The 17,742-nt window shown below is 64.6% G+C and carries 14 protein-coding genes; 4 read left to right on the top strand and 10 right to left on the bottom strand.

Annotated features, from left to right (window positions below):
* The first annotated feature begins 447 nt into the window (after positions 1-447).
* Complete coding sequence (locus ACYOEI_RS15340) at positions 448-1,215, top strand: polyprenol monophosphomannose synthase (protein ID WP_462850387.1); 768 nt, start codon at positions 448-450, stop codon at positions 1,213-1,215.
* 217 nt (positions 1,216-1,432) lie between these two features.
* Here ACYOEI_RS15340 and ACYOEI_RS15335 read toward each other — a convergent pair whose 3' ends face one another.
* From ACYOEI_RS15335 to ACYOEI_RS15325, 3 genes are all read right to left on the bottom strand, one after another.
* Positions 1,433-1,729 (bottom strand): hypothetical protein, encoded by a 297-nt coding sequence (locus ACYOEI_RS15335; protein ID WP_462850386.1) that lies wholly within the window; start codon positions 1,727-1,729, stop codon positions 1,433-1,435.
* Positions 1,730-1,785: 56 nt separating this feature from the next.
* Positions 1,786-2,145 carry a hypothetical protein gene (locus tag ACYOEI_RS15330; RefSeq protein ID WP_462850385.1) on the bottom strand — a complete coding sequence of 120 codons (360 nt, stop codon included), beginning with the start codon at positions 2,143-2,145 and terminating at the stop codon, positions 1,786-1,788.
* 353 nt (positions 2,146-2,498) lie between these two features.
* Entirely contained in the window at positions 2,499-5,642 is a 3,144-nt protein-coding gene (locus tag ACYOEI_RS15325) for an amidohydrolase family protein (RefSeq protein ID WP_462850384.1), read from the bottom strand.
* A 478-nt stretch (positions 5,643-6,120) separates the two neighbouring features.
* Here ACYOEI_RS15325 and ACYOEI_RS15320 point away from each other — a divergent pair, with 478 nt between their 5' ends.
* Complete coding sequence (locus tag ACYOEI_RS15320; RefSeq protein WP_462850383.1) at positions 6,121-7,824, top strand: GMC oxidoreductase; 1,704 nt, start codon at positions 6,121-6,123, stop codon at positions 7,822-7,824.
* 10 nt (positions 7,825-7,834) lie between these two features.
* Positions 7,835-8,155, top strand: coding sequence for a Rieske (2Fe-2S) protein (locus ACYOEI_RS15315; protein ID WP_462850382.1), 321 nt, complete (start codon positions 7,835-7,837; stop codon positions 8,153-8,155).
* A 48-nt stretch (positions 8,156-8,203) separates the two neighbouring features.
* Here ACYOEI_RS15315 and ACYOEI_RS15310 read toward each other — a convergent pair whose 3' ends face one another.
* The 4 genes from ACYOEI_RS15310 to ACYOEI_RS15295 form a co-directional block, all read right to left on the bottom strand.
* On the bottom strand, positions 8,204-10,582 hold the full coding sequence (locus ACYOEI_RS15310; protein ID WP_462850381.1) for an efflux RND transporter permease subunit: 2,379 nt from the start codon (positions 10,580-10,582) through the stop codon (positions 8,204-8,206).
* A 272-nt stretch (positions 10,583-10,854) separates the two neighbouring features.
* Positions 10,855-12,330 carry an Nramp family divalent metal transporter gene (locus ACYOEI_RS15305; protein WP_462850380.1) on the bottom strand — a complete coding sequence of 492 codons (1,476 nt, stop codon included), beginning with the start codon at positions 12,328-12,330 and terminating at the stop codon, positions 10,855-10,857.
* 280 nt (positions 12,331-12,610) lie between these two features.
* On the bottom strand, positions 12,611-13,858 hold the full coding sequence (locus ACYOEI_RS15300; RefSeq protein WP_462850379.1) for a glycosyltransferase: 1,248 nt from the start codon (positions 13,856-13,858) through the stop codon (positions 12,611-12,613).
* Between the two features lie 268 nt (positions 13,859-14,126).
* The gene (locus tag ACYOEI_RS15295) at positions 14,127-14,792 is read right to left on the bottom strand and encodes an alpha/beta hydrolase family protein (RefSeq protein WP_462850378.1); all 666 of its coding nucleotides are present in this window, start codon (positions 14,790-14,792) and stop codon (positions 14,127-14,129) included.
* 201 nt (positions 14,793-14,993) lie between these two features.
* Here ACYOEI_RS15295 and ACYOEI_RS15290 point away from each other — a divergent pair, with 201 nt between their 5' ends.
* A complete protein-coding gene (locus ACYOEI_RS15290) occupies positions 14,994-15,524 on the top strand; it encodes an HD domain-containing protein (protein ID WP_462850377.1) in 531 nt (176 codons plus the stop codon).
* A gap of 32 nt (positions 15,525-15,556) precedes the next feature.
* Here the strand turns inward: ACYOEI_RS15290 and ACYOEI_RS15285 are convergent, their stop codons facing one another.
* From ACYOEI_RS15285 to ACYOEI_RS15275, 3 genes are all read right to left on the bottom strand, one after another.
* Positions 15,557-16,198, bottom strand: coding sequence for a hypothetical protein (locus tag ACYOEI_RS15285; RefSeq protein ID WP_462850376.1), 642 nt, complete (start codon positions 16,196-16,198; stop codon positions 15,557-15,559).
* 63 nt (positions 16,199-16,261) lie between these two features.
* Positions 16,262-16,552: a hypothetical protein gene (locus ACYOEI_RS15280; RefSeq protein WP_462850375.1), complete on the bottom strand. Its 291-nt coding sequence runs from the start codon at positions 16,550-16,552 to the stop codon at positions 16,262-16,264.
* Positions 16,549-17,541 (bottom strand): DUF72 domain-containing protein, encoded by a 993-nt coding sequence (locus tag ACYOEI_RS15275; protein ID WP_462850374.1) that lies wholly within the window; start codon positions 17,539-17,541, stop codon positions 16,549-16,551. The genes ACYOEI_RS15280 and ACYOEI_RS15275 overlap by 4 nt, the downstream gene beginning before the upstream one ends.
* Between the last annotated feature and the right edge of the window lie 201 nt (positions 17,542-17,742).

Raw genomic sequence — 17,742 nt, 5'->3', positions numbered from 1 at the left:
AGAGAGGTCCCGGAATCGGAGGCCGAGGGCGCTTTGCGTTCGCGGCAAGCCGATCCACGCGCCGGACCTTCGGAAAAAAATCGCGGACGCGTCGGGAACGACTGATGAAAGCCCTGGCGGCGGACCGAAGCATCTTTTAGTGGCCCGTGCCCTTCGTGCGAACGAGGGCGAGGGTTGCCGCCGTTCTCCCGAAGCAGGTGTCGCCGGCTGTTGAACTGGTGCTCCCAGGAGCCCCTCTTTCCCGAGGGGGGCACAACGGCGGCTGACCTCGACTCGCCCCTCTCCCGAGGGTCACGGGCCGGGTGCCCCAAAAGGCGGCACCTGCTTCTTTCCTACCACATCGCACGCCCGCCTTGGCGCATCCCTTCCCATTCGCTAAAACCGATCGTGATGCGATCCTCGTGTTACGAGGTCCTTCATTCGTCGACAAACTGGGATGACCCGTCCGTGTCCAACTCGCCCGACCCGTCTTCGGCCGGAAACGCAAGGCTTCTCGTGACCTTGGCCACGTATAATGAGGCGGAGAATCTCCTCCCGCTCATCGAGGAGATTCACCGCTTTGCGCCACACGCCGAGATCCTGGTCATCGACGACAACTCGCCGGACGGGACCGGAGACCTCGCCGAAGGACTACGCGTCAAACAGTCCAACATCCACATCATCCATCGCGCGAGGAAGCTCGGCCTCGGCACGGCGATGCTCGAGGCGATGCAATTCGCGATCGATCACGACTATGAGTACCTCTTGAACCTGGATGCCGACTTCAGTCATCCCCCGCGTTTCATCCCCGCGATCCTCGCGGGGATGAACCAGAACGACGTGATGATCGGCTCGAGGTACATCAAGGGGGGGGGCGTCGAGGGGCAGTTCAACCTCAAGCGGAAGTTCATGAGTACCGGCATCAATCTGTACGCCAGGCTCCTCCTCGGCCTCAAGACGAAGGACAACAGCGGCTCCTTCCGCTGCTACCGCGTCTCCAAGCTCCGCAAGATCAAGTTCGACCGGGTCCGGTCGCGGGGATACTCCTTCCAGGAAGAGATCCTCTTTTGGTGCCGCGTCGTCGGCTGCAAGATGGGTGAGACCCCAATTCTCTTCGAGAACCGTCGCGCCGGCGTCTCGAAGATCAACCAGGCCGAGGCTCTCGAGGCCCTGAAGATCATCCTCGAGCTCGGTATCGCTCGCGTGCTTGGTCAAACTCGCGTCGAAACCGTTTGATTCGAGTCTCGTCCCAACGCGGATGCCGTGCCTTCGTACGGAGCCCGCGCAGGGACGCTTCTGATCCGAACCAAGCAGCACGCTGGGGGAAGCCGGCCTGATCAGGCCAAAGGAGGGAAGGCGCAACAGACCCGCATGAGCCGATCCGGCTCGACGGAGTTGCGCCCGCAGTCCGCATCGAAACGTCGCGCGGCGAATGTGTTCGCACGTGCAGTCGTCAGAGGACGTCGTATTCGCGGACGGTAACGTAAACTTCCTGGCAGGTCTCGGCGATCTTATCCCCGAGTCCCTGGTGCTTGCTCTCGAGCTGGCTGGAGTACATGCCGAGCACCTTGCAGAGGAAGGCGCCGTGGCACGAGTCGGACTCCTGGGAGAGTTGCTCCAACGACTCCTCGATCTGGTCGGCCAGATAGAGGAGGAACTGGGCCTGGCCTTTCACATCGGCCAGCGATCGGATCAGTTCCGGCGAGACCGGCCCTGGCTTGGCGGGGCCGGTGGAGGATTCGAGCGACATCTCCGAGTCTCGTCCGCGCATGAGGGTTCCCCCGAACGAACCGCGTGAGGCCTGGCTCATTCGGATTCTCCGTTCTGATGGTGGTGGCCGTGATCCTGGTGGTGATGGTCGTGATCGTGCTCATGCTCGTGGAAAGCATTCGGCGGACCGTTCACCACCGCCTCGAGCGAGCTGCAAAGCTCGCCGACCAGCCGCATATTCTCGGACTCGACGGTCAGGTTGGCGGCGTGCATCTCGATCAATTGACGGATGAAGATGCGAGTCCCCGCGTCCGACTCGTCCTGAAACCGGTCGACGTCCGCCACGGCCGCACGCACGAGGTAGTCCATGAACTGGAGCTTGCCTCGGATCGTGGCGCAAAGCTTCGCGAGTTGGGCTTGTTCCGATGCTTCGTGCGTAACCGTCGATTGTGACATCCGTATCAACTCTCCCCAACCTGTGCGGTCGGATTCGCGATGGGGTCGTCCGTGACAGGGTGTACTCCGCGCACAACTCAGGTAAGTCGAACCGGGCGAGTCGCCACCTCCGTGTTGCCCCGCCCGCGGTTTGGCATTAGGTTACCGCGTGCTTTCCCACTCTGCAAGCTGGAACCGACCTCAGAACCGCCCACACCATCATGACCGGAATCTCCGGTTCGAGGGCCTCCTCGCCTCGATTCGACGCAGTCGGCGGTAAACGCGATCGAGGTCTTTCGACCCTCTAATCCTCGGCCCCAAAATGAATTCGACTGCCGCGATCCGGCGCCGAAGGTGGGCTGAGATTCCGGTTCTCAGCGGTCCGACGTTTCGTAAACGATTTCGCCATCGAGGACCGTCATGACGACCCTCGCCTTGAGGACCTCGATGGGCTTGGCCTTGAAGAGGTCTCGGTCCACGATCGTCAGGTCGGCTCTCATCCCGGGTTTGAGGATGCCGAGCCGATCCTCCTCGAATGCGGCGTAGGCCGCCCCCGAAGTGAATCCGCGGAGCGTCTCCTCGATCGAGAGCTTCTGATCGGGGTGCCAACCGCCCGCCGGATTCCCCGACTCATCCTCTCGGGCCAGCCCGGCGTAGATCCCGTAGAACGGGTTGACGATCTCGACGGGAAAGTCGCTCCCGAAGGCGACGGAGATCTGGTTGTCGAGGAACCAACGCCAGGCGTAGGCCCCGTCGACGCGTCCCGGTCCGAGCCGGGCATCCGCCCACCGCATGTCGTCGATCGCGTGCGACGGCTGCATCGACGCGATGACCCCGAGTCGGGCGAAGCGTTCGAGATCGACGCGTCGGACAACTTGAGCGTGCTCGATTCTCAAGCGGGGGCTCTTGGCCTCGGGGACGGCCTTGAGGGCCGCTTCGTACGCATCGAGGACGAGGGCGTTGCCTCGATCGCCGATGGCGTGGGTTGCCACCTGCCAACCGTGCTTGAGCGCCTCGACGGTGATGGCCTCCAGGTCCTTGGGCTCGATCAGGAGTAGGCCTTTGTTGCCGGGGTCGTCGCTGTAAGGCTCGAAGAGGAGCCCACCTCGCGACCCCATCGCGCCGTCGATGAAGAGCTTGATCGCACGCAACTCGAACCGAGATGTCGGCTTTGCCGGGATCGGGCGGTGGGAGACCCGCTTCAAGGCACCTTCGGAACCCGAGGCCATGCCATAGACGCGGAGCTTGAGCCGGCCTTCTCGGTCGAGCTGACGATACGCCTCGGCCTCGAGCGAGGAGACACCCGCGTCATGGACTCCCGTCAGCCCCTCTTTTAGCAAGAGGGTTTGCCCGGCGAGGATCTGGCGGGCGAAGTCCGCCTGAGAAGGGGCCGGGATCTTCCCACCGACCAGGTTCATCGCCCCATCGATGAATACCCCGGTGGGGATGCCCTCCTTGTCTTTGAGAATCTGTCCGTCCGATGGAGCCTTGGTCTCTCGGTCGACGTGCCCTCGGCGCATCGCCTCGGAATTGGCCCAGCCGGCGTGCCCGTCGACCCGAGTCAGCCAGACCGGCCGACTCGGTGCCACGGCGTCGAGGACCGATGCGTTCGAGAACTCCCCGCCCGGCCAGAGGCTCTGGTCCCAGTTCTGGCCGGTGACCCAGGCCTCGCCCGGGTGCGACTCGATCCACGCTTTGACCCGCGCGGCGACCGCGTCGGGTGACTTGACACCCCGCAGGTCGATCTCCTCGAGCCCGGATGCGAGGTCGGTGAGGTGCCCATGGGCATCGACCAGGCCTGGAGTGGCGAAAGCGTTGGGCCGCTCGATGACTCGAGTGGACGGGCCTCGGTAACGGCGCACATCCTCGCGCGAGCCGACCGCGACGATCTCACCCGCTCGCGAGGCGAGCGCCTCGGCCCAAGGCTTTTCGGGATCCCCCGTCCAGATCTTCCCGAGTTCCAGGATAAGGTCGGCGGGGCCGTCTTTCGTGAGGCGGAGGGCCTTGCCGGGGAGCACCTTCTTTGGCTTACCCTGGGCGATGACGGCGACGCCGTTGACGTAGAGATACTCGACGCCTCGCGCGTAGCGCGTCGGTCGGTCGAAGGTCGCGGTGTCTCGGAATGTCTTCGGGTCGAACACGACGAGGTCGGCGAACGCGCCGGGTCGGATTGTCCCGCGGTCCGGAAGGTGCAGGATCTCGGCCGGGAGGCCCGTACAGGAACGCACGGCCTGTTCGAGAGTCAGGACCTTGTCGTCGAGGGCGTAGCGGAACTTCCGGGGGAAGGTGCCGTAGCCTCGGGGGTGGGGACGGTCTTCGCCGCCGGGGTTGTGGGCCGAGCCGTCGGACGCGGTCGCGACGAAGTCGTGCTTCATGACGGAGCGGACGTCGTCCTCGCTCATCCCGAAGCTGATGGCCTGGGCGCCGCCGTGGCGCTGGATGTCGAGGATGACTTCGAGGGGCGTCGTCCCTTCCTGGCGAGCGATGGACTCGAGATCACGGCCAACTCGGTCGGGGCGAGGGGCGTAGCGTGCGATCCGGATCGACTTGCCGCCGTCCCGACCGGCGAGCTCGACCTCGATCTCTCGGCGGAGTCGAGGACCTTGTTCCGGGTCGGCGGCGATCCGCGCGAAGTCGTCGGCCGTCCCCTGGATCGCCCAGTGGGGGATGACCATCGCGGCGAGCTGGGTGCTCGAGGCGACGTAAGGATACTGGTCGGCCGTGACGGCCCGCCCCTCTTTCCTCGCCTCGATGATCCGCTCGCACGCGGCCGTCGTCAGGCCCCAGTTCGCCTTGCCCGTCGCCTTGAGGTGCGAGATGTGGACGGGGATCCCCGCCCCTTTACCGATCGCGAGCGCCTCGTCGATCGAGCCGAGCAGGCCCGACCCCTCATCGCGAATGTGGCTCGCGTAGAACCCTCCAAGCTTCGCCACGACCTTCGAGAGCGAGACCAACTCGTCGACGTCGGCATACCGGCTCGGGACGTAGATCAGGCCCGACGAGATCCCCCAGGCCCCGGCGCGCATCCCGCGTTCCACGATCGATCTCATCCGAGCGAGCTCCCCCTCGCTCGGGGCCCGCTCGTCGTTGCCGAGGACGGAGGACCGGACCCTCCCATGTGGGATCAAATGGATGACGTTGGTGCCGGCTCCGTGTTCGCCGATCGCCCGGAAGTACGCTTCGACGTCGAGGGCTCCCCCGCCGCAGTTGCCGGTGACGACGGTCGTCACCCCTTGCGTTTGGTAGTTGAGATTCGACCGGGTCTTCGGCTTGAGGATATTCTCATCCGAATGCGAATGCAGGTCGATGAACCCGGGCGCGACGACCCACTCCGCGGCATCGATGATGGTCGCACCAGGGCCGGGCTCGAGCTCTCCGACGTCGACGATCCGCTCTCCCTTGATCGCGACGTCGGCCCGACGTCCCGGCGCACCGGTCCCGTCGACGACCAGTCCCCCCCGAAGCACGAGGTCGGCCGTGACCGGGCGCTTCTCCGCAGCCGGAGCCTCCGCGCCCATTAAACCCAGGATCCCTACCCACGCGACTATGGCCCGTCCCGGTGTTCGCATCCCGCCGTCCCTCGGTTTCCTGAGCCTCGGACGATTTCCCGTCTCCCCAAATGGGAACCCCAGTGGCTCGGGCCTGTCAAGGAGTGGCCGCGTCGCAACCCAGGACCACCATCGATAAACGGGGCCCCCTCGAATTTCTCGCGAGGATGTCTGACGGCCGTTCGAGGTCGGTGCTATGGTAACCGATGTGAGTGCGGACCGACCGAGCCTTGCGGGGATCGCTCCCGACGCGACTGATGGAATTGACAGAAAATCACGTGTTTTTTTCGAGGGTCGATTGCGTTGCAGACAACCGATCGGCCGACCGCCGTGCGATTCGGGGCGATCGAACGTTTGGGCCGACCCTCCGCGGGCAACTTCGGTCGGAGACATCGGTCGCGTCGTTTTCGCTCGAGTACGTTGAGGCGAGAGAGGGGAGCGGGCCACGATGAGCGCATCGGACGGATTCGACTACGATGTCTTGATCATCGGTTCGGGGTTCGGCGGATCGGTCGGCGCCATGCGGCTGACGGAAAAGGGCTATCGCGTGGCCGTGCTCGAAGCCGGTCGGCGATGGCCCGACGAGGCGTTGCCGAAAACCTCGTGGGATGTCGGCAAGTTCCTCTGGGCTCCCGAGCTCGGGATGTACGGCATTCAACGACTGGAGTTCCTCAACGACGTCACGATCATGTGCGGCGCGGGGGTCGGCGGCGGCTCCAACGTCTATGCGAACACGCTCTACATCCCCCCCAGCCCGTTCTTTGAGGCCAAGGAGTGGTCGGGAATCACCGACTGGGAGGACGAGCTCGCCCCCTATTACGACCAGGCGGTGCGGATGCTCGGCGTCGTACGCGTCCCCTACATGGACACCGACGCCGACCGTTTCCTGCGCGAGGTCGCCAACGAGATGGGGCGGGGCGAGACTTATAATAAGGCCCCGGTCGGAGTCTACTTCGGAACTCCGGGCGTCGAGGCTGACGATCCTTACTTCGGCGGCGAGGGCCCTCGACGGACCGGTTGCATCTCCTGCGGCGAGTGCATGATCGGTTGTCGCCACGGCGCCAAGAACAAGCTCAGCAAGAACTATCTCTACCTGGCCGAGAAATACGGGGCCGTCGTCCGAGACTTGCAACAGGTGACCGACGTTCGGCCCCTCGATCATGGCGGGTACGAGGTCGTGGCCCGACACCCCGGGCTCGAGGGACGGTTCGGGTCCCCCACGCGATACACGGCGGAACAGGTCATCTTCTCAGCCCATGCCTATGGCACGGCCAAGCTCCTCCACCGGATGCGACACGAAGGAAACCTCGGTCACCTCTCGGATCGGCTCGGCAAGCTCGCCCGGACCAACTCCGAGGCGCTCCTCGGCAGCGTCATTCCCTATGGGGCGTGGAAGAAGCATCCGGACCGGTTCATCGCCTCGCCGGGATCGGTCGCAATTACCTCGGGCATCTGGCCGGACGACACTACGAGCATCGAACCTGTCTATTACGGCGTCGGCAGTAACGTCATGGCCTTCCTGTCCACGTACCACACGCAAGGGACGGAAGAGCATCGATCACTCGCCTGGCTGGCCGAGCTGATGCGTCACCCGGTCAAGGTCCTGGGACTCGACGACCCGAGGCACTGGTCGGAGCGGAGCGTCATTCTCCTCTGCATGCAGACGCGCGACGAGTCGATCGAGCTCTATTGGGGAAACGGGGCACTGCACAGCCGTCTCGACGAGGAGACACCCCCGCCGGCCTATATTCCTTCGGCCAACGAGGTCCTTCGACGTCTTGCCGACAAGATGGGCGGACGGGAAGGGGGATCCTGGTTCGAGGTCGTCAATCGCAACGCCACGGCCCATTTCATCGGCGGAATCGGGATCGGCGAGACCGCCGACCGGGGCGTGGTCGACCCCTACCAGCGGCTCTTCGGCCATCCCGGCCTGCACGTCGTGGACGGCTCGGTCATGCCGGCGAACCCCGGAGTCAACCCGTCCCTGTCCATCACCGCGCTGGCCGAGCGGGCCCTCTCCTTCTGGCCGAACAAAGGCGACACCGACCTCCGACCGCCGCTCGGCTCGGGCTACCATCGCCTCAAGCCAGTCCGGCCGAATCGACCGATCGTGCCCGCGGGTGCCCCGGGCTCGCTGCGACTCCCTTATTGAGAGGAAACCGATGAGCGACCAGGGTTTTCACTCCGTCGGCCGGAGCGAGCAACTCCCCGACAACGACGTTACCCCGCACTACTTCGCCGAGCGGAAACTTCGCGTGAATGTTGCACGCGTCGACGGCCGCCTCTTCGCCTTCGACGGTCTATGCACGCATGAGCATTGCCCACTCTCAGGTGGTCTGCTCGACGGCACGACCATCATGTGCCAGTGCCATGGGTCGAGGTTCGACCTCCAGTCCGGGGCCGTCCTCCGCGGTCCGGCGACTGAGGGCCTCGTCGTTTACGAAGTCCGCGAGCGCGACGGTGAGCTCCAGGTGAAACTCTGAGGGAGGATCGCTGCTCCTGTCGATCCTCCCTCTTCGGGAACTGCGTCGTCAGGACTCGGCTTGAACGGGCGACTCGTGCTTCATTGAGTTTTTGAGCCGTTCGCCGAGCGTCAGACAGGCGGGCAGGAGGATCAGGTTGCCCAGGGTGCTGCCGGCGGTGGCGATCCCGACCATCGTCCCGAAGTTGGCGAAGGGGGCGAACTCGCTGAACCAGAGTGCGGCGAATCCGACGGCGACCGCGATGCTGGACAGGAGCACGCCCGGCCCCGTGACGGCGTAGCTGTCGAAGAGGCTCTTGTCGAACGGCTGCGTCGCCCGTTCGCGGTGGAACTGGAGCAGGCAATGGAACGTGTCGTCGACCGAGAGGCCGAGGGCGACGCTCGCCACGAGTGCGGTGGCCATGTCGAGCTTGATCCCGAGCCACCCCATCAGGCCGAGCACGAGGGCGACGGCCAGGAGCGTCGGCAAGAGGGCGAGGGCGGCCAGGACCGGGCCTCGCAGCGCGATCGTCAACATCAGGAGGATGCCCAGCACCGACCAAAGGAACGTGGACCACTGGGTGACGATGATCGATTCCGTCGTCTTGGTCATCAGGTACGAGAGACCGGTCAAGCTCGTGGCTCGTCCGAACCGTTCCTGGGCCTCGCCGAGCGCGTGCTGGAAGATTGAGACCTTCCTCGTCGCCGGCTGCTGCTCGAGGAGTCGGAGGAGGATCCGTGCTTGCCCCTTCTCGGGGTTCCAGAAACCTTTCAACAACTCGGCCTGGGGTGAGGCGGCGATCAAGTCGAGCTTGGCGGCGAGTGTCCGGTTGGCGGCGTCGGCGGGGAGCTTCGAGATCCTCCCGTCCGGGTCGAGGACCGTTTCGAGCGAGACGACTTGCGAGATTCCTGGATCAGACTTTGCCCGATCGACCGCGATCGCGCCGGAGAAGTCTCGAAGCTTCGACAGGGTTTCGCGATCGATGGTCTTGCCCACGGGGACGATCAACTCGACGAGCCCGATCCCGCCGAGGCGTGACTCGACCGTGTGATAGTCCTGAACCACGCGAGTATTTTGGCGGAATAAATTAATATAGTTTGACTCGTAATTCAGCCGGAACAGCCCCGAGGCCAGCGGGATCACGACGAGGATCACGCCGATCACGATCCGCGCCGGGTGTTGATGAACCCACCCGATCCCCCGATTCAGCGTCGTGGAGAGCCGGGATTTCGAGCCGTATCGGACGGGGACTTCGAGGCGGAACGGCGGGAGCATCGCGACCGGCGAGAGGATCATGACGAGGACGGCGGAAAGCAACGTGCACGTCCCCAGGATCGTCCCGAACTGCCGAATCGGCACGACGTTGCTGGTCACGAGGGCCCCATAGCCGATCGCGCCGGTGATCGCGCACCAGAAGATTGGTGTCGAGACGTTCGCGAGCGTCTTCCTGGCCGCCGTTCGTGGGTCGGCCTCACGCCGGCGTTCGTCGCGGAAATGGATCGCCAGGTGGCTCGCGGCGGGCATGGTCAGGACGATGATCTGGGCCACGAGCGGACCGCCGGACATGGCCAGCTTCAGGTCGAAGCCCGACATCACCGCCTCGGTGGCCAGCCAGACGGCCCAGCCCGACATCAGGGGCACGATCGCCCACCAGAGGCTCCGCACCGCCGAGAGTGTCACCAGGCCGATCAGGAGCATCCCGACGACCGCGAGCCGACGCCCGTCGATCTCGATGCTCGTGAACCCGTCGGCGAGCAGCACGGGGGGCCCTACGACCGCGGGCCGAGTGAGGTGATGCCGGGTGGCAAACTCATCGGCCGCCTTCCGAAGCGAGGCGACCGTTCGCATCACGTCGTGCTCGGCGGTCTTCGTCAGCCGCACGACCACCGCGTTGGTCGTCCCCGACCCGTCGATCAAGGTGCCCAGGAAGAGCGGATGGTGCGTCAGTCGCTCCTTGAGGTCGGCGCGTCCGGCGTCATCGGCGGCGCGGATCGCTCCGCCGACGGCGAACGCATTCCCTTTCAGGTCCAGCGTCTTCAGGTTCCTTCGAGCCGTGTTGAGGGCTGCATTCCTCAGGAGCGTCGGGAGCTTGTCGAGTGCGAGCAGCGCGTCGTCGATTCTCCAGAGGAGCGGCATCGCGTCGAGGGACTCGACCCGCAAGACGCCTCGGATCCGGTCGGGGCCGACCTCGCGTGCTAACTCGGCGACGCGGTCCATCCCTCCAGCCGTCAGCAACTCCGGGTCGTCGTACGCGATGAAGATGAAGTTGTCGTCGCCGAAGACCTTCGCCGCCTCCTGATACGCATTCATGACCGGGTCGTCTTCGGCGAAGAACGACTTGATCGACTGCTCGTAGCTGACGCGACCGCCGAAGAGGACCAGGACGACGAGCAATGTCACCACCGCGAAGAAGGCGAGGTAACGGGCCTTGAGCAGGATTCGAATCACGGTGTTTCTCTCGAGGTCGTCGGGCGATCGGCCGCGGACCCGAGGCGAGGGCGAGGGCGAGCCTCGTCACCCTCGGTGTCCACGACGCGCTCCAGGGCCGATCCGGGCCGAGTTGACGGGAGTCTTGCTTCGGCCGGGATCGTGTCTGGAGAGGCTCCCGAGGTCCGACGCCTTTCGGCTCGGCCCGTCGGGCTTCAAAGCCCGGTTGTTGCCGGTTCCTGCGGCCGATTTCCGACCGGAGGACGAGAAATCCGGCCTTGGGCCAGGAAAACTCAGGCGCTCGTGGAAGCCAGCGCCTTCCGGATGAGGTCCACGATGCTGTAGAACGCGACTCCACTAATCGCGAAGAACGCGACCCAGGTCAAGATGTCGCTGAGGAGAGAAGGCGCCACGCGCCGGTCGAGATCGCGTCGTTTGAGGTACAGCGTGGCACCGGCGATCAGCGGAAGCATGAGCCCCTGCGCGATCCCGCCGACCTTGATGAGCGCCTGGGGCTCGCGCCAGGCGAAGTAGAGGCCCAGGGCGACGACCGGGTAGATGACGCAGAACGCCCGAGTCGTCCTCTCCCTGGCCGCCGGCCCATCCTGGTGCCAGATTCCGGAGAGGTTGAGGAAGTCGGCCGTCAGCCGGCTATTGGCGGCCGTGGCCACGTACAGGGTCTTGAAGAGGACCGCCCAGGCCCCGACGAGGAACCCGACGTAGGTCCAGGGCCTGAGGCCCGCGAGCGACGTCCCCTGGAGCGGCTGGATGTACATCCGCGACAGGGTCGGGATCATGTCGGGCCCTTTCGGGTCGAGCCCCTGCGGGTGCAGGACGGCCGCACCGAGCAGGTAGAACGCGACCGTCGCGACCGTGAACACGACCATGCTGAACCAGGCGTCGAGCTGCATGACGCGGATCCATCCCCTTGCCCGATGGGCCCACCCCTCATCCTCCGACTGCGGTCCCGTCGCCCTGGCGTATCCTTTCTCGATGCACCAGTACGGATAGGCAAAGAGCTCCGACGCTCCGACCCCCGTGATCCCGAATGCCGAGAACGCCAGCGCCACCGCCGCGGGCGGGATGGCGAGCGTGAATCCGCTTTGCAGGTTGGCGGCCGTGATCTCGAACGACGTCCATTGGAGGATGACGACGCTGACCACCGTGAACAACGTGACGAGCCCGACCAGGATCGTCGTGATGCGTTCCAGCCGCTTATAGCCGCCGGACAGAAGGAGCATGATCGCGGCGATCGTCGTCAACGTGGCCCAGAAATACTCCTGCCGCGCGAGGAGGAACGGCTCCCACGTGGGGACGATCTGCCCGGCAAACCTCGCCACGGCCGCCGACCCGTTGGGGAAGGCCATGTGGGCCGCCTGGCCGACGGTCCCTTCCATGGCGGCGATCTGGGCCTGCGTCGCCAGGGTCATGATCAGCCAGAGCCAGCAGATCCACGAAGCCCCAACCCGAGGACCCGGCAGGCTGTTGAGCGCCGCCAGGGTCGTCTTCCCATGCGTGATCGCATAACGGCCGAGCTCGATCTGGACGAAGACTTTGATGAGACAACTCAGCAGGATGAGCCAGAGCAGGCTGAACCCCGCCTTCGCCCCCAGGCTCGTCGTGTTGATGAGCTCACCGGTCCCGACGATCGACGCCGCCAGGATCAGGCCCGGCCCAATCTGCTTGAGCGCGTTGAAGAGGGTCTTGGGAGGTTCCTGAATCGCGTCCTTGGGAAGCGCGTAGGAATCGGCCTGAGTCGGGTCGTTCATGCGTCGTGCCAGCTCGCTTGGAGGAGAGGAGTCGTCCGCCTGTGGCTCGTCCCGCGGTCCGCATGAACCGACCGTCGCGGCCGATTCAGGAACGCTCACCCCGACGAAATCCCACGCGAAGTCCCGACATGGTACGACCCGGGACCCTCGGATTCAAACACCGAGCGGCGACGATCTCCCGGCCTTGCCGGGAGATCGTCGCCGCTCAGGTAGGCGTTCAACGGACACGGACAGCGATGACCCGTTGGATCCCGGGCAAGGGTCTCCGGCGCGAGGGTCTTTACCCCGACCGACGTTCGAGGTCGGCGATCCCCTGGCCCTGGGAGAGTGGGAGATGCGGGGCGGGTGGAAATTGCACGGAATGGGAACCGGCGACGGCTTCGGCGAGGAAGCCGAGAAGTCGTTCGCGGAACAGTGGCAGGGACAGTTCTTCCGCACGACGTCGAGCGAGGCCGGGATCGTGGCGGCTTCCGCCCTCCTCCCAATCGCGGATGGCGACGGTCAGGCCCTCGGTCGTCGGGTCATCGTAGGTGCGACCTACCAGGTTGTCGACGGTCTCGGCGACTCCCCCCAGGCCCAGCGCGATGACGGGGGTGCCGCATGCAAGGGCCTCGATCGGGACGATGCCGAAGTCCTCCTCGCCCGGGAAGAGCAAGGCTCGACAGCTTCGGTAGTGGTCGCGAATCACGTCGTCGGACTGCCAGCCCAGGAATTTCACGTTCGGCCCGGCGAGGGCTTCGAGACGCGACCGCTCGGGCCCAGATCCGATGATAATCAACCGACGCCCCAGTCGGGTGCAGGCCGCGATGGCCTGGTCGATCCGCTTGTAGGGCACGAGGGCCGACACGTAGAGGTAGAAATCCTCGCGAGGCGTCACGGCGGGGGTATAGAACTCGGTGTCGACGGGCGGGGCGATGACCCGGCTCTCGCGCTGGTAAAACTGCGAGATCCGACCCCGAACGGTCTCCGAGATCGCCACGAAGTGGGAGACGCCGTCCGCCTTGGCCCGATCCCAGTCGCGGAGCCGATCGAGCATCTTCCCGGCGAGGAATCGTCGGACCGGGCGTTCCGTCCAGCTCTCCAGATACGCATCCCGCCCTTGCCAGGCGTAACGCATCGGCGTGAAGCAATACGAGACGTGTGGGACCCCTCGGGGGACGCGCACCGCCTTGGCCACGCAATGGCTCAAGCTTACGACCAGGTCGACCTCGCCGACGTCCCACGACCGGGCCGCCAGGGGCATGACCGGCAAGAGTTTGCGGTAGTGGTTGAAGATCCCCGGGACGCGCTGGAGGGGCGACGTCCGGATCTTCATCGCATCGATCGCCGAGCTGGTTGCCCCTCGCCGATGGATCAGCGTATGCACCGTCGCATCGGGGAAGACTCGACAGAGCACGTCCAGGCACTTTTCCCCACCGCGCATCCCCGTGAGCCAGTCATGCACAAGGGCCACGCGAAGCCCGGCAGGCAGGGACGTCGACGCACTACGCGCGGGGCGCGTCGCAAGACCTCGGACGCTGGCTTCCATGCCGGCCTTCCTTAATTCAGGTCGTGTCGCCAAGATCCCGGGAGTCGGCTTGCACGCTCCGGAGATTCGGCTTCGATCGGGTGCGAGAAGGCAAAGGTGGGAATTCGGGAGGTGTTCGGGCGAAACCTACCGCAGATCGACGAACCCTACAAGAGGGCCTTTCCTCGAAACCGGACGGTATCGACTCCTTTCGAAGGCCCGTCCGGCGCGATGCGTTTCGGTCTTCGCGACCGAAGGGCGAGTTTTCACGTGGCCCAAGACATCGTCACTATTCGAGGAGCATCGCCCATTCCTTGACCACACGCGCCATCTCCGCAAAAACGTCTTCCTCGCTCTTGCGCGTCTTCTTCAAGACCTTGTACCCATGATCGGCCGTATCCATCAGATGGAGTGTCGCACGATCCAACCCTTCGCAGACCGGGCGAAGCAAATCCAACCCGGCGAGATCGTCGCGCGTGCCACTGAGGAAGAGCATCGGGACGGTCACATCCGCGAGGTGTTCGGCTCGCGTTGCGGCCGGCTTGCCCGCCAGGTGCAAGGGGAACGAGAAAAATACCAATCCCTTTACACCCTCGATCGGGGATTCGGCGGCCGCCATCGAAGTCATCCGGCCACCGAACGAATGCCCACCCGCGAGCAGAGCCAGGTCGGGAGCCATCTCCCGTGCGGCCGCGACGGCGGCCCGGACGGTCGCCATGCAGACGGCCGGGGAATCTCGACCCTTGCCGTTCTCCGAGTAGGGAAAGTTGTACCTCAGCGTCGCGATCTTGCACTCGGCGAGGCGTTCGGAGATCGACGCGAGTGTCGCGTGCGCCATGTTGGTGCTGGCGCCGTGGCCGAGGACGAGCAGGTGGGTGGCTAGCTCGGGTCGTGTGAGCCTTGCAGAGACTTCGCCCTTCTCCGCGGTCGCCGTGAACTTGAACTCGCTCGTCACGTCGAAGAACCTCGAACGAAGAGTTATCGAAAGAAGCCTTGAGTCTTCCGCAACAGCACACGCACGAGGCTTGTGAAAGGATCCATCGCAAAGTCATGAAGCCCGTCGTGGCTCGGCTCGAACTTTGAAGACGCGGACTTGTCTGGATCCTAATGGCATCGATCTCGATGCTCAAGACAAGAGAAGTCCGAGGGCAATCTCATGGGTGTCGATGACCAGGCGATCCTCAAGGTGATCCTCAGCAGCCACGCCCTGGAGCTCGACAGCATCCATGGCGTCGCCCACTGGGCGAGGGTCCTGGAGAATGGGCTGCGTTTGGCGACGGAAACCGGTGCGGATGTCGAGGTCCTGCGGCTGTTCGCCCTGCTGCACGACTCCCGGAGGATGAACGACGGCTCGGATCCAGAACACGGCCCGAGGGCCGCCGAGTTTGCCCGGACTCTTCGCGGGCGCGCGTTCGAGATCACATCCCCTCAGTTCAACCAGCTCTACGAGGCCTGCGCGGGGCACACCGGGGGACGGACACATCCCGACGTCACCGTCCGGACCTGCTGGGATTCCGACCGTCTCGACCTGGGCCGGATCGGCATCAGGCCTCGACCGAAGCTGTTATGCACCGAGGTCGCCCGGAGGGACGAGACGATCCAGTGGGCCCAGGCGAGGGCCGAGGCAAACCTGATCCCGGATTTCGTCCGCAAGGCGTGGGGGATCTCGCTCGCGATTCCTCACTAAGCCAAGACCACAGCTCCGTCTGCCATTGTCGTTCAACTCAATGGGGTGACCTTCAGCCGAGTCTTTTGACGGACCTCCTCCGGGTCGGAAATTGATGAGGAGCCGAGCATGATCCCCTCATTGCCATGCGCCAGAATTAACAGATCGACATTTTTTATCGCAAAGACGTTGTGCGTTGGCCCTTCGAAGACGTATTTCCCGTCGAGCCATAAAGGTTCGAGTCCCGGAACCCGGTCCAGCGTGGCGCCGGGTTCGGCCGAAAAGATGTGGGGGCAGCCGAGGACGGCTTCCTGCAGGCAGAACGTCGAGAGGAAGTGGTCCAGCGAGTCGCAGACCTCGACGAATCCCTCCTCCTCATCGGAGTCGAGGTCGGGTGCGTCCGAAAAGACGGGCGGGTCGCCCTTCCCGGTCCTGCACCGGCAGCTCCAGTTCCCTTGATTCTCCCAGAGAAACGTGATCATGCCGTCATCCACCTCGAGCTGGCTCAACGGGACCAGGCTGTCCTGGGTGGCGAACGCGGGACGTTCGACCGACCGGGATTCGAGCAAAGCACCGAATTCGCGGTAGAGAAGGGCCAGGCCGTCGGGGAGGTCGTCGCGAACCTCCGCGAGGCCGGGAGAAGTCGGATAGAATCGCTTCAAATAAACGACGACGTCGCTCAGGTTGGAGAGCATTGTCGGCCCTCGATTTGTGAATCACTCGGCGTTTGTGTCTTGCGTGATGGGTTTCTCTGCCCGTCAAACGGGTTCATCCTCCGGGTGGGATCGGCCTGCGGATTCGTCGAATGCCGGGTCGTGAAACGGTCGCAAGCTTGAGGGATGACGGCCGGTAGATTCGACGACGCGTTGCCATCGGGCGATGATCGTTTCGAGGTCGTATTCCTCGATGGCTTCGGGAGGCAGGGCCTCGGTCAGGTCGTCCAGGATGCGGCGACGAACCTCGGCGTCGTCGAGGCCCTCGGCGCGATAGCGGTCGAACAGGGCTCGGACGACCGCCAGGGTCGTCGAGTCGGGGGCGAGCGGGTTCATGGGGTCCCCCTCGGGCCGCCTTCGATGAGACCGGCGACCGATTCGATGGTCGTCGGAGAATGCCCTTCCAGGCGGTTGTTCACGAACAGGAACGCGGGTTTCCTGAGTGTCAGGGCGCGTTCGGCGATCCGTCTCAGGCCGGATCGTGCGCCCTCGTCGGGTTCTTGGATGGTGCGATAGGGTTCGAAGGCCTTGACCGCCTGCTCATACGCCCGCCCTTTGGCGAGCAAGGCGCGGGCAACCGAAAAGTCGGCGGTGAAGGCGCCGGGGAGCTCGAGCTGATCCTCGAGGGTCGGCATCCGCGTCCAGGCGTTGAGCACATGCGCCACGTTGTGCGAGGCGAGCAGGTCGAAGTAGCTCGGTCTGAGATACTCCGGATTGCGGATCTCGACGCTGTACCGGAATCCTTCGGGGAGGGCGGCGAGGAATGGGTCGAGGCGATCCAGGAAGTCCGTCGACTTCGGGAATACCGACTTGTTGAAGGTGCCGAACTCGAAGATCAGGGTCGCCACGCGATCCTGATAAGGCGCGAGTCGACCGGCGAAGAATCGCCGGAACGCCCCCGCGTCGAGGAAATGTTCATTGCCGCGACCCGCTCTCGTTCCGTAGCGCGCGTGGGACGGCCAGGTCGCGACGGTGATGTCTTCGGGGACCTTGAACGCAAAGAGGAACCGGGCCGGAGCCTGACGGAACAGTCGTTCCCACGACTCGGCCGAGGGGAACTGGTAGAACGCGAAATCGCCGCAGACGCAGGGGAAGACCCCGGCGTATTCGGCGAGGCACTCTTCGTCGAACTTGGCCTGGGAGAACCTCCCCCGGGTTTCGTATCGCCGCGTCGAGTAGATCGATCCCAGCCAGCCCGGATACTTCCAGGAGGACGTCCCGAAGTAGACGCCCCTCTCGGCAAATTCCTTCAGACGTGGGGCGAGCCGCTCGGCCTGGGGTGGCCGGTCGTCTTCATCACGATCGAATAGCGAGAGTTGCGCCATGCATTCGATGCTACCAGAACCCCGCCCTCCATCAGATCTGTTCGCATGATCATCATGGGGATGGTTCCACGCGGAGCACGCTCTGCTATGGCAAACGGGAGAGGGTCCCGGAGGAGTGAACGCCTCCGAGGCCCTCCCCCGAGCTTTGGTGCCGATTCCGATGCATTGCCTACCGAATCACCCGGAAGTCCGGAGTGATGC

This window comes from Singulisphaera rosea (assembly GCF_054877945.1).
Note: the sequence above shows the minus strand (reverse complement) of the source record. Positions and strands in the feature narration are given on the sequence as shown.

What these genes read in the sequence shown, in the direction of transcription:
- ACYOEI_RS15325 (WP_462850384.1), bottom strand. Translation starts at nt 5,642, where the DNA reads ATGGGCGCGGAGGCTCCGGCTGCGGAGAAGCGCCCGGTCACGGCCGAC.
- ACYOEI_RS15305 (WP_462850380.1), bottom strand. Translation starts at nt 12,330, where the DNA reads ATGAACGACCCGACTCAGGCCGATTCCTACGCGCTTCCCAAGGACGCG.
- ACYOEI_RS15275 (WP_462850374.1), bottom strand. Translation starts at nt 17,541, where the DNA reads ATGGCGCAACTCTCGCTATTCGATCGTGATGAAGACGACCGGCCACCC.
- ACYOEI_RS15280 (WP_462850375.1), bottom strand. Translation starts at nt 16,552, where the DNA reads ATGAACCCGCTCGCCCCCGACTCGACGACCCTGGCGGTCGTCCGAGCC.
- ACYOEI_RS15315 (WP_462850382.1), top strand. Translation starts at nt 7,835, where the DNA reads ATGAGCGACCAGGGTTTTCACTCCGTCGGCCGGAGCGAGCAACTCCCC.
- ACYOEI_RS15330 (WP_462850385.1), bottom strand. Translation starts at nt 2,145, where the DNA reads ATGTCACAATCGACGGTTACGCACGAAGCATCGGAACAAGCCCAACTC.
- ACYOEI_RS15320 (WP_462850383.1), top strand. Translation starts at nt 6,121, where the DNA reads ATGAGCGCATCGGACGGATTCGACTACGATGTCTTGATCATCGGTTCG.
- ACYOEI_RS15335 (WP_462850386.1), bottom strand. Translation starts at nt 1,729, where the DNA reads ATGTCGCTCGAATCCTCCACCGGCCCCGCCAAGCCAGGGCCGGTCTCG.
- ACYOEI_RS15300 (WP_462850379.1), bottom strand. Translation starts at nt 13,858, where the DNA reads ATGGAAGCCAGCGTCCGAGGTCTTGCGACGCGCCCCGCGCGTAGTGCG.
- ACYOEI_RS15290 (WP_462850377.1), top strand. Translation starts at nt 14,994, where the DNA reads ATGGGTGTCGATGACCAGGCGATCCTCAAGGTGATCCTCAGCAGCCAC.
- ACYOEI_RS15285 (WP_462850376.1), bottom strand. Translation starts at nt 16,198, where the DNA reads ATGCTCTCCAACCTGAGCGACGTCGTCGTTTATTTGAAGCGATTCTAT.